The organism is Methylobacterium sp. Leaf91 (genome assembly GCF_001422815.1).
Taxonomy (GTDB): Bacteria; Pseudomonadota; Alphaproteobacteria; order Rhizobiales; family Beijerinckiaceae; genus Methylobacterium.
Genome location: NZ_LMMP01000001.1, coordinates 253,305 through 264,826 on the forward strand (window position 1 = coordinate 253,305; position 11,522 = coordinate 264,826).

Consider the following 11,522-nt stretch of genomic DNA (forward strand, 5'->3'; position numbering starts at 1 on the left):
GAGGCGGGACACCGTCGCGACTAGGCTAAAAACCCGGCACGGCGCAGGAGCAGGCATCACCCGGGACGATGAGGCGCCGGTGAGGCTCCCCCCCGGAAGCGAGCAGCGAACCAGCGCCTCAAAAGTTGGCCGGCGGCCAGCAGAAGAAACAGGGGTACGATCTTCATGTAGCGGGCGAAGAGCCGCCTCGGTTCGGTAACGAGACGAAACAGCCATTCGAGGCCCCGCTTCTGCATCCAGACCGGGGCCTGGCGCTTGGTGCCTGCCAGGAAATCGAAGGCGGCGCCGACGCCGATCATCACCGGCGCATCGATGCGCCCAAGATGCGAGACCATCCAGTTTTCCTGCTTGGGCGTGCTGAGGCCGACCCAGACGATGTCGGGCTGCGAGGCATTGATCTGCGCCACCACTGCCTCGTCCTCCTCCCGCGAAAGACTGCGAAAGGGAGGGCAGCACGTTCCGACCACGGACAACCCCGGATGCGCGTCCTGAAGGCGTGCGCTCAGCGCCTCGGCCACGCCGGGCGCTCCGCCATAGTAGAAATGTCGATAGCCGCGCGCCGGAGAAAGGCCCGTGAGGGCACGCATCAGGTCGGGGCCGTAGACTCGCTCGGTCGCCTTGTGGCCCAGCAAGCGCGACATCCAGACGAGCGGCATGCCATCCGGCGTGACGAGATCCGCCGCGTTGTGGATGGCAAGCAATCGCGGATCGCTCCGGCTCTCGATCACCCCATGGGCGCCGGTGATGCAGACGTAATGCGGCGTCCGCGAGCGGACGAAGGCATCGATGGCAGCGAGGGCATCCGCGAAGGTGATCGCGCTGACCTTAAGGCCGAGAACCTCGGCGCGGGGCAACTCCCGGTGCTCCACCGCGGCCGGCGATGCTCCCCCCATCGCCTCGACCGCGTAGTGCAGGTGAGTCGCTGGGAGCACGGATCGCGCCCAGCGATTCAGGTCGGCGCCGGTCGGCGAGAGATCGTCGGTCATCACACGGCCTGCGTCAGGGGTTCAGAACGGGCCAATTCGCGCAGAGCGTGAATCGGCGAACCTTTCTGGATGAGCCTCGCTTCGAAATACGCGATGGTCCGCACCAGACCGGTGTCGAGATCGACACGCGGCGACCATCTCAGCTTCTCGCGGGCGCGGGAGATGTCGGGGCAACGCCGTTTCGGGTCGTCCTGCGGCAAGGGTCGGCATTCGATGGTCGAGCGCGAATTGCACAGCTGTACAATGCGTTCGGCCAGAGCGAGGACGTTGATCTCGGAAGGGTTGCCGAGATTGACCGCGTCGCCGGGCTCCTCATCCACCGCCATCAGCCGGAGCAAGCCTTCGACGAGATCGTCCACGTAGCAGAACGAGCGCGTCTGGGATCCGTCGCCGTAGATCGTGATCGGCTGATGCGTCAGTGCTTGGACAATGAAGTTCGAGATGACCCGACCATCCTGCGGATGCATGTTCGGTCCGTAAGTGTTGAAGATTCTCGCGACGCGCACCGACATCCGGTGCTGCCGCCGGTAATCGTGGAACAGCGTCTCGGCGCAGCGTTTGCCCTCGTCGTAACAAGCCCGCGGCCCGACGATGCTGACATGGCCGCAATAGCCCTCGGGCTGCGGATGAACGTCCGGATCGCCATACACCTCGCTGGTCGAGGCCTGGAGGATGCGAGCATGGAGGCGCTTGGACAGGCCAAGCATGTTGATCGCACCCATCACGCTGGTCTTCGTCGTCTGAACGGGGTCACGCTGATAGTGAACCGGAGAAGCCGGACAGGCGAGATTGTAGATCTCGTCGACCTCCACATAGAGCGGGAACGTCACGTCATGGCGAAGGAGCTCGAAGGATTGATGCGTGAGCAGTTTATCCAGGTTCGAGCGCGCACCTGTCAGGAAATTATCGACGCAGAGAACTTCATTTCCCTGTTTGATCAGCCTTCCACAGAGATGAGACCCTATGAACCCGGCCCCACCCGTTACGAGGATGCGCTTCATTGTCGGTGCCCCTCCGGCTCATTCCCTGGACTGACGACGGTCTCGTCCGGGCGTTGAATGAGCGTTCCGTCGGTGATCTCGCCCTACCGCTCCCTTGCCGGGAACTCGGAGCGTTGTTGAACCATGGCGGGCAATGACCGTTGACTACAAGTGGCGCATCCGGTGCATTTGACAATCACATGCCCCGAATAAGGAATAGTACTATCGAATAATCGTGCGAAATGGATTAGGAATAACTGTTTTTCCTTCACATAAATACGTATTTTCGAAAGGATTACCTCGTCGTAGAACCCAGCTTGTCCGAAAGGCGATGCCGAAGCTCGAATTCCCGACGTTTAGAATATCGGCGAACGTGCGGGATGGGCCTCACGAGACGAGCGGTCGGTTGATCCAGGATGAAACAGCATCAGCGGACGCGCTCCGGGCGCGTATCCCATCGCATCGCAGCGCTTGTCCTATGGGTCGCCCTCGGCGGGGCGGCGCTGGCCCAGGATTCGACCTATCGCCTGGCGCCCGGCGACCGGGTCGGGTTATCGGTCTATGGGCAGGCCGAACTGTCGGGCGAGTTCGTGGTCAATGGCAGCGGCGCTCTGTTCCTACCCCTGGTGGGTGAAGTCTCCGTGTCCGCCATGACCTTGCCGGAGGCGCAGAAGCAGATCGTCAGCCATCTGGCCGACGGCTTTCTGCAGCAGCCGGTGGTGAGCCTGCGCATCACCGAGATGCGGCCGATCTACCTCCTCGGCGACGTGCGCGTGGCGGGGAGCTATCCCTTCCGCTACGGCGCCTCGGTCCTCAGCGGCATCGCCCTGGCCGGCGGCTTCGCCTTGCCCGAACAGGCGCAGATCGCCCAACGCACGGAGTTCCTCAGCTCCGACGAGCGCGTCCGTGTGCTGGAGGCGACCCAGCGCCTATTGATGCTCCGGCGCGAGAGGCTGGAGGCGCAACGACACGACCGGGAGGACTTCACGCCACCGCGCAGCAGCAGGCACGACGAGGGCTTCTCCCGCCTGCTTGCGGAGGAACGCGGGATCCTGAAGGCGCAGCGGAGTGCGTTCGTGCAATCCGCGGAGATGCTGCGAGCGCAGAAACCGCGGATCGAGGCCGAGATCGGCGGCGTCGAGGCGCAACGGAAGGCAGAAGAAACCCAACTCCGGCTGATTCAGTCCCATCTCGAAGATTACGAGAAACTCATCAGCAATGGCTTGGCACGACGATACCAAGGCATCGAGCTGCAGCGGGAGGAGGCCCGGAACAAGGGTACGATCGCTCGGCTGAACTCCGAACTCGCCCGGCTCGACCTGGCGATCGGTGATCTCGGACTCAGGGTGCAGGAACTCACCGACACCTATCATCGCCGAATCCTCACCGAGTTGCAGGACGTCACCACGCGCCTGACCGAAGTAGAGATGCAGCTGCCCAGCGCCCGCGAGATCCGGGAGGCGCGCCTCCAATCCGGCGGCACGCTCGGTGCCGCCAGCCCCGGCGCCCCGGCGCGAAAGGTCTTCATCACGCGAACCGTAGGAGAGCGGACGGAAACCTTCGAGGCCGATGAGCGGGCGCTCCTCCAGCCAGGCGACATCATCGATGTGCGTCGCGAGCCGCCGACGGCATCGATCAGGACGAGCCTTGTCCTACCCGAACCGGGCGCCCTCCCCCCGCGCTGATCCAAGACGCAGACTCTTCCCAGCGAAGACCGGCTCGCCCCGGATGCCGCTGGCTCGTCGATGCCGAGACGGCGATCCGCCAACTGCTTACTGAACCCACATCGGCACAGGCTGGCACCGGACACTTCCTCGGACGTATCGGTATCGCAGCTTCACCTCGACACCCGAACTGCTCAGACACGCGGCGCACCTGCAAACACATTGAAAGAGATTGCTCTATTACAGAAATTATAGTACTTAATATTGCATTATTGTACTGGAATTTTATTCATTACCCTGCAGAATACTAGCTCCCGCCTACGCGGATTTCGATTTCCTTGAAAGTACAGGCGAGATGCTTGGCGGAGCGTCATTGATGAACTCACGACTCCAGCCACTCCAGGCACCATTGGTCGAGAACCGTCTCCTGCGGGCGCTTCCCATCGAGGTCTTCAACCAGATGCTGCCGCAGTTGGAGGAGGTGGCTCTGGTCGTCGGCGAGCGGATCGTCATCGCCAACGAACCCATCCCGCACGCCTATTTCATCGAAAGCGGATTAGCGTCCGTGACCATGGCCATCGCCGAACGCGGCACCGTGGAGATCGCCGTCGTCGGGCGCGACGGCATGGTCAGCACCGCCCTGGTGCTTGGCATCGAGCATACGCCGCTCACCGTGGAGGTCCGCGTGGCGGGCCGGGCCCTGCGGATCGGCGCGGGCGCCCTGCGCCAAGCGATGGCCCAGAGCAGTGCTCTGCGTGATATCCTTCTGCGCTACGTCCAGGTCGTCATCCTCTGGACCAGCCAGATGGCGCTGGCCAACCGTCACCATTCGGTGGAGGAACGCCTGGCGCTCTGCCTCCTCCTGGCTAGCGACAGGCTCGATGAGGGCCGCGTGGTCATGACTCACGAGATGCTGGCGCTGATGCTCGGCATGCACCGCCCGCGTGTCACCGTCGCCCTGCACGAACTGGAGCGCACGCGCATGATCGTGATGCGGCGCGGGCAGATCACGATCCGTGACCGGCTCAAGCTCGTCGAACTGGCCGGAGACAGCTATGGTCTCGCCGAGGCCGAGTACGAACGGCTGATCGGCCCCTTCATCTGAGACCAGACGGAGGTGATGGGAACTCATCACCCTCTGCCCGTGCGACGGCGGGTGCCCGCCGAACGCGCCGAGGCCAAGCATCGGACGGAACCAGCGCCGATTGACCTGACGGCGCGTTGGGTCTGCATGTCAAAAGCGCCGATGCGCGCAGTGGTCTCGAAGGGCGCCGGACGATCAGGCTCTCGGATGGGAGTGACCCACCTCGCGCGTCGGCCGGATGGAAGTCCTCGCAAAAGCTGGTCGGACAGGTACGGCGAGGCCCTGCGGCACCGGCGGACGCACTCGTCCGCCGGTGCCGGATTCGGCGTGAGCGCCGATCAGGTCTGCCTCAGTTTCGAGGCCGGCAGCGCAGCCACGCGTGACGCCACGGCGTTGCCTATGGCCTCACCCGGATCGTCCGCGGAGCGGGCCGGGACGGCCTGGTCCCGCACCCGGCCGGAGGAAGCGTCGGCGGTGTCAGTGGCGATCATCCTGGTGAAGAGGAGGTGAAGCACGACGAGGCGGACGGCGTTGGCGAGGCAGAGGGCGATGCAGGCTCCGTTCAGGCCGAACCCGATGATGAGCGGGATGGCGATCGGGATCGTCGCCACGGCCCCGGCCGCGTTCACGATCAGGGCCTGTTTGGCTTGCGAGACGCCGTGGAAATAGGCGCACACGATGTCCGTCACGAACGCGGCGAGGGCCGCGATAGCAAGGAGCCGGACCGGGGTCGCGATGTCCGCATAGGGCGAGTGGGCGCCGTAGATGAGGCCCAGCACCTCGTGGGGGAATGCCACGATGGCCGCCAGAAACACGATCACGATGGGCATCCCCGATAGAGCGAGGGGGTGGGTGGCGCGCCATGCCTCCGCCTTTCCCCCGGCATGCGCCCGTGAGGAGACCTGAAGGATGACGTTGCCGAGCCCAATCATGAGCGGGTTGAGCAGGTTGACGATGTTGAAGCCGGCCTGGAGTAGCGCCGGCAGAGCGGCCCCGGACAGGGCGGCCAGGAACCAGAACAGGAACTGGACCCGCAGGGCGGCGCAGAGGTTGTTCGCCAGCGCCCATCCGCCGAGGCGCCAGAATTCCAGGGCGACGGTCCGGATGCGGGTCATCGCATGCCGGCGCAGGGAGAACCCCACTTGTATCCCCTGGAGGACGGCCGCCGCCGCCGATGTGACGGTCATGGCATAGAGGGCGGTCTCCAGGGTCAGGTCACCCCGGAGCGCGAGCCAGAGGGCGATCAGGATCTGCCCCATATAGCTGACGATCTCGCCGGGGACGGCGGCTCCGAAGCGCAGTTCCACGAACAGGTAGCGCCGGAACGCCTCCTGCACCTGCCAGACCAAGAAGTAGACGAGCAGAGCCGCGATGAGATCCGGCCGGCCGATGAGGAAGGCCGTGACGGCCAGGACGAGACCGGCCGGAACGCACAGGCCGACGAGAAGGATGAAGCTCACGCTCATCAGTTCGCCGATGCGGTCCCTGTCCGCGGGATCGGCCAGGACCGACATCGGATAGAACAGCACCGACGCCATGACGGTGTAGAGGATCATCAGGATCCCGAAGAGCAGCGCGAAGGCACCGTATTCCTGCGGCGGCAATGTCCGCGCGAGGGCGATCGTGAACAGGAAGTTGCCGAGGCTCGCGACGCCTTGATCGATCAGGGGCCAGGCGATCCGTGCAGCCCGCACTCTAGCGAGCACCGGCCGGCTCCACCGCCGACGGCGTCGGGCAGGCCACGGCCGCGCGGGACAGCGGCGCGCCGCCTCCACCGACAGGCGTGAACACGATGATGATCGAAGCCATGATCGACATCCGCTGGATGGCCGCCGAGAAGAAGTCGTGCAGAAAGGGAACGGGCCCGTTGGGCCGGTCCTATGAGGACAGCTTGGACGGCAGCAGGTTGCCGCGGGGGTGATGCGACCCTGCTTCCTCGAAATGCCCCCGGTAATCGTTGTAGTGGGAGCATTGGTCGACCACGCGGAAGTCCTTGTGCTCCGTCAGGTTGACATGCGTCAGGACCAGGCCGCGCAGGCGCACGGAATTGTCCTGCAGCCGCCGCAACGCCGCCTGGACCGTCTCGCGCGGGGTCCGGTTCCAGTGAACGGCCATGACCGTGACGTCGGCGAGACCGCCCATCGTCAGGACATCGATGGACAGCATCACCGGGGGAGCCTCGATGAGGACGAGATCGAAGTTCTCTCGAGCCCGCTCTATGAAACTCTCGAAAGCCGGCGTCAGGAAGAGGTCGTGCGAGTCGCCGTTCTCGGCGCGATGCAGCACCACGACCCTGCCGGGGTCGTTCCGCATTGGGAATCCCGCCGGGTTGCCGAACACGACATCCTCGAGGCTGGGCTGGTCGGCCTCCGCGTAGCGGCGCGGCGTGCTGTCGATCACGAGGGTCCGGATGCCGCGCTGAGCCAGGAGACTCGCCATCGCCATGCAGAGAAGCGACTTGCCCTCGCCGGGTACCGAGGACGTCACCATGACGACCCGGGGCTCGGCCAGGGCGCGGGCTCCGGTGAGCGATGCGCTGATGAGGCGTATCGATTCGTCGAACATCCGGACCTCGGCGGTCGACGAGCTTCCGGTGAGTTCCGGTACCATCCCGAGGCAGCGGTGGGAGGTTTCGTGCGCGATCTCGGCATCGGACCGGAAGCCTGTGTCGCGCCGGTCCATCATCACGGCGTAGCCGATCCCCACGCCGCTCGCCCCGAGGACGCTGAGGCAGATCAGCATGAGTCGGTTCGGCCCCGACGGGACCGTCACAGGCTTGGCCGCCATGACGATCTGCGTGGTCGACGACTTCATTCCCGTGAGCGCCAGCGCCTGGGCATGGCCGTCGCTGAGCAACTTGAGGCGCTCGCGGATGGCCACCGCGTTGGTCTGCAGGCTCTGCAGCTTGGCGTCCTGCCCCATTCCCTCGACGAGGTTCGCCTTCAGCACGTCGACCCTGTCGGCGAGGTTCGCCTCGTCGGCGGTGGCCGCCTTGACGTCGCTCTCGAGATTGCCGATCGCGCGCTTGATCTCCTCGCGAAGCCGCGATTGCGCGGCCTCGATATTGGCCTTGGCCTGCAGGTAAGCCGGATGACGCGGTCCGGTCGCGGCGACGTTGGCGAATTCCCGCGTGGCCGATTCCGCGCTCTCCAGCATCCTCTGGATCAGGGGCGCGCCGGAAAGGTCCTGCGCCGATGGGGTGCCGCCGGCGGCGAAGACCTCCTGCGCCCGCGACAGGCGCGCCTCGGCGGCGATCCGGGTCTGGCGAGCGGCGGCGAGGTGGGCCACGGCATCGCGCACCTCCTGTTGCGGCAGGCTCATGCCCTGCGTGCCGCCCTCCACATAGCCGGTCTGCCGCCTGTAGCGATCGACGGCAGCCTCGGCGTTCTCGAGTTCCCTCCGGCTCTCGCCGATCTGCTCCTCGAGCCAGGTACTCGTCCGCTCGGCCGCCGCCACCCCCATCTCCAGACGGTTGCGCAGATAGGCGTCGACCACGGCGTTGACGATCCGCGCCGAACGCTCCGGCGAGGTCGAGTTGTAGGACACGTTGATCAGGTAGGCCCGCGTGTCGTTGGTCACGGTCAGGTTCCGCGAGACTTCGCGAGTGACCGCCTCCACCGAGGCGGTGGAATCGGCGGGCTCCTTCGCCGATCCGGGCAGTACCGTGGAAAGGATGCGGGAGACGAAGCCCGGCCCCCGCGCGAAGGCCGGGTCGTCCTGGAGCTTGAGGTCCTCGACCGCATGTCTGACGGTGGCCAGCGAACGGATCACCCGCGCCTCGCTCTCGACGATGGCCCCGGCATCGAGGCTGGTCGCCGCCTGCTGGTTCGGCGACGTGGCCTGTGAGGCAGCGACGCGGCTGAGATCGACCTGGATCAGGGATTCGGCGCTGTACTTGTCGGGCAGCGACCAGCAGATGGCGGTCGCGAGCAGCAAGGCGGCGGCGGCGAGCCCGACGATCACCCGGCGATGCCGGAGGATCGCGGTGAGGAACCCCAGGGTCTGGGCTTCGTAGGTCTGGCGGAGCACGACGCTGACCCCGCTCTTCGAGTGGTCCAGAACCCGGTTCATTCCGTCCTCGTTGATCGTGGCATGTGCGGCGCTCCGGTCGGAGGATCGGCCGTCTTCCGGGCATCCGGGCCATGACGGCGGAGCTTTCATCCACCATCCGGCCGATCTACCGTCTGGTCGGTGTGATTGAGAGGGATTTCGACTTGGCTTGGGAAGTGAGATCACGGACTAATTCGTTCGCCCCGGCGCTCTAGACCGTTTTTCACCTTCCTTTCGGCGAGAAGTAACCCTCACTGTTTTGCAGAAACCGGTACAGGGCCGGCGGCATCGAGATCTCGTGCCGGCCGCAACTGTAACGGAAGGTGATAATTGCTCCCTGCAGGATCGAACTGGTGGATGACCGCTCGGCACAGCCCTCACCGGCAGCGATCCCCGTCGCGCACTTCGCTCACCGGACGGCGGGAGCCATGACGTGGCGCGCGCTCCGCCATGCGCTGCCCCTCGCCGGGCTGATCCTCTGGCAGGGGAGCGACCCGGCGCGGGGAGGGGGCGCGGAGGGCGGCTGCCCCGGCAAGGCCGTGCGCGTCGCCGCCGGCGAGTCGATTCAGCGGGCCGCGATCCGTGCCGGAGAGGGCGGGACCATCTGCATCGGCGCCGGCCTCTATCGGATGCAGGAGATCGCGCCCTTGCGGGGTCAGACGTTCCTCGGCGAGCCCGGCAGCGTCCTCGACGGTTCGCGCATCGTCCGGCAGTTCGAACGGGCGGGCCCGTACTGGTCCCTCACTGGATTGTACCCGCGCCATGTGGGCGCTGGCCGGTGTCGCGGCGGCGGCTCGCTCTGCCTCCTGTCGCTGGCCGTGTTCCTCGACGGACAGCCGCTCACCCGCGTCGCGTCGCGCAGCGATCTCGGTCCCGGACGTTACGTGGTGGAGGCGGCGGCCGGCCGCGCGATCCTCGCCGACAACCCGGAGGGACGCCGCGTCGAGGTCAGCGCGGCGCGCTTCGCCTTCCGCAGCCGGGCCGCCGATGTGCGGATCAAGGGGCTCGTCGTGGAGAAATACGACACGCCGACCCAGATGGGGGCGATCCGCGGCGGCGACGGCACCGGGTGGCGCGTGGAGGATTCGCAGATCCGCCTGAATGCCGGGCTCGGCGTCGATGTGGGCTCCGACGGGGCGATCACCGGCAGCACGATCGAGCGGAACGGCCAGCTCGGCGCGGCCGCGCAAGGCCAGCGGATCCTGATCGAGAACAACCGCATCGCTTGGAACAACACGGCCGGCTTCGACCCCGAATGGGAGGCCGGCGGCCTCAAGATCACCCAGAGCCAGGAGGTGGTCCTGCGCGGGAACCGCGTCCACGACAATGCGGGTCCGGGCCTCTGGTGCGACATCGATTGCCGCGACGTCCTGTTCGAGAAGAATACGGTGGAGAACAATTCCACCGCCGGGATCTTCTTCGAGATCTCCTACGACGCCGTGATCCGCGGGAATACGCTGCGCTTCAACGGCGCGGGCCATCCGGTCTGGTTCTGGGGGGCCGACATCCAAGTGGCGGCCTCGAGCGGCGTCGAAGTCTTCGACAACACCATCACCGTCCGGCCCGACGGCCGCGCCATCGTGCTCGTCGACCAGGGCCGCGAGAAGGACGGCGGCGGCTTCTACAGGACGACCGGAAACCGCGTCCACGACAACCGGATCCTGTTCACCGGCAGGGGCAGCGCCGGCGGCGTCACGGATACGAACGAGGCCGCCCCGAATGCCCGAATCATCGAGGAGGGCGGCAACAGTTTCGACAGGAACACCTACGCCGCGCCCGCCGACGTGAAGCCGGTCTTCATCTGGGGGCGGACGCCCATCGACTATGCCGGTTTTCGCGATGCCGGGCAGGAGAAGCTCGGCCGCCTCGTCACGCGGACGGCACCACCTTGAGAAGCCCCCTCGTCGGCCAGCGCGACGTGTCGCCCCTCGCGGATGCGGCGCGGGACTTGAAGAGCATCAGGTTGTGGCCCGACAAGATCATCTCCCGCCGCTCGCGCAGGAGGATGTCCTGCAGCGGAAAGCTGGTTCCGTCGCCCGGCAGCATCCAGTCGTGCGGTTCGACGATGATCGCATGCGGCTCGGAGACCCAGCCGATCTCGCCGGAGAACACGTCCTTCTCGAAGCCCTCGACATCGATCTTGACGATCAGCAACTCGCCATTGGGGATCAGGTCCTTGAGTTCCGCGATGACGGTGATGGGGATGCCGTGGTCGGAGCGCTCGGTCCGTCCCCTGTCGGCGTTGCCGTTGCCGTGTTCGAGGTTCACGCAGCCGCTCCGGCCGCCGAGGGCGGTGGGGACGACGCAGATATTGGCGCAGACCTCGGTGTTCTGCCGGCAGACGACGAGGTTGTCCTCGTCCGGCTCCACCGCCAGCACGACCGCCCTCGGATAGGCCCGCGCGAAATAGCGCGCCGCGATTCCCACATTGGCGCCTCCGTCGATGATGATCGGCGTGTGTCCCGCCGCGCAGATCCGCTCGTACTCGCTCCGGGTGGCCGCCCCCTGGCGGACCCGGTCGAGGTCGTAGATCATGCGGCCGAAGACGGATCTCAGCACCTCCATGTCCGACGTGTGCGGCCGGATGTAGAACGCACCGTGGATCGTCCGGACCAGACGGGCCCCGCGGGAGGATGCGCGGCGGTGCAGCCCGCGCAGGAGCACGGGCAGGCCGAGTTGCTTGACGTCGCTGTAGTGCCTGTAGGCGCGATCGACGAAATCCATCTTCGGTCTCCCTGCCGGGCAACGGGGTGTCGTC

8 protein-coding genes are annotated in these 11,522 nt (G+C 66.0%); 3 read left to right on the forward strand and 5 right to left on the reverse strand.

Annotated features, from left to right (window positions below; genetic code table 11):
* Positions 1–56: 56 nt before the first annotated feature.
* Both ASF32_RS01155 and ASF32_RS01160 read right to left on the reverse strand, forming a co-directional pair.
* Positions 57–986 (reverse strand): WecB/TagA/CpsF family glycosyltransferase, encoded by a 930-nt coding sequence (locus ASF32_RS01155; RefSeq protein ID WP_082470607.1) that lies wholly within the window; start codon positions 984–986, stop codon positions 57–59.
* Positions 986–1,987: a UDP-glucuronic acid decarboxylase family protein gene (locus ASF32_RS01160; RefSeq protein WP_056422405.1), complete on the reverse strand. Its 1,002-nt coding sequence runs from the start codon at positions 1,985–1,987 to the stop codon at positions 986–988. The genes ASF32_RS01155 and ASF32_RS01160 overlap by 1 nt, the downstream gene beginning before the upstream one ends.
* 395 nt (positions 1,988–2,382) lie before the next feature.
* On the opposite strand from ASF32_RS01160, the gene ASF32_RS01165 reads away from it, so the two are divergent.
* Together ASF32_RS01165 and ASF32_RS01170 are read left to right on the forward strand one after the other, a co-directional pair.
* Complete coding sequence (locus ASF32_RS01165) at positions 2,383–3,651, forward strand: polysaccharide biosynthesis/export family protein (RefSeq protein ID WP_056422408.1); 1,269 nt, start codon at positions 2,383–2,385, stop codon at positions 3,649–3,651.
* Positions 3,652–4,006: 355 nt separating this feature from the next.
* A complete protein-coding gene (locus ASF32_RS01170) occupies positions 4,007–4,735 on the forward strand; it encodes a Crp/Fnr family transcriptional regulator (protein WP_056422411.1) in 729 nt (242 codons plus the stop codon).
* Between the two features lie 317 nt (positions 4,736–5,052).
* On the opposite strand, the gene ASF32_RS01175 is transcribed toward ASF32_RS01170, so the two are convergent.
* Positions 5,053–6,408, reverse strand: a complete 1,356-nt coding sequence (locus tag ASF32_RS01175) for a polysaccharide biosynthesis C-terminal domain-containing protein (protein WP_056422414.1) — start codon at positions 6,406–6,408, stop codon at positions 5,053–5,055.
* A 184-nt stretch (positions 6,409–6,592) separates the two neighbouring features.
* The gene (locus ASF32_RS01180) at positions 6,593–8,785 is read right to left on the reverse strand and encodes a polysaccharide biosynthesis tyrosine autokinase (protein ID WP_056423263.1); all 2,193 of its coding nucleotides are present in this window, start codon (positions 8,783–8,785) and stop codon (positions 6,593–6,595) included.
* 332 nt (positions 8,786–9,117) lie between these two features.
* Between ASF32_RS01180 and ASF32_RS01185 the strand changes: the two genes are divergently transcribed.
* Positions 9,118–10,656 (forward strand): right-handed parallel beta-helix repeat-containing protein, encoded by a 1,539-nt coding sequence (locus tag ASF32_RS01185; RefSeq protein WP_156467628.1) that lies wholly within the window; start codon positions 9,118–9,120, stop codon positions 10,654–10,656.
* Here ASF32_RS01185 and ASF32_RS01190 read toward each other — a convergent pair.
* Positions 10,634–11,488, reverse strand: coding sequence for an FkbM family methyltransferase (locus ASF32_RS01190; protein ID WP_056422422.1), 855 nt, complete (start codon positions 11,486–11,488; stop codon positions 10,634–10,636). The two genes, ASF32_RS01185 and ASF32_RS01190, sit on opposite strands and share 23 nt — an antisense overlap.
* Positions 11,489–11,522: the final 34 nt, after the last annotated feature.

Bases quoted from the DNA above. Each gene is read 5' to 3' on its own strand.
- ASF32_RS01155 (WP_082470607.1), bottom strand. From the start codon at position 986: ATGACCGACGATCTCTCGCCGACCGGCGCCGACCTGAATCGCTGGGCG.
- ASF32_RS01160 (WP_056422405.1), bottom strand. From the start codon at position 1,987: ATGAAGCGCATCCTCGTAACGGGTGGGGCCGGGTTCATAGGGTCTCAT.
- ASF32_RS01165 (WP_056422408.1), top strand. From the start codon at position 2,383: ATGAAACAGCATCAGCGGACGCGCTCCGGGCGCGTATCCCATCGCATC.
- ASF32_RS01170 (WP_056422411.1), top strand. From the start codon at position 4,007: ATGAACTCACGACTCCAGCCACTCCAGGCACCATTGGTCGAGAACCGT.
- ASF32_RS01180 (WP_056423263.1), bottom strand. From the start codon at position 8,785: ATGAACCGGGTTCTGGACCACTCGAAGAGCGGGGTCAGCGTCGTGCTC.
- ASF32_RS01190 (WP_056422422.1), bottom strand. From the start codon at position 11,488: ATGGATTTCGTCGATCGCGCCTACAGGCACTACAGCGACGTCAAGCAA.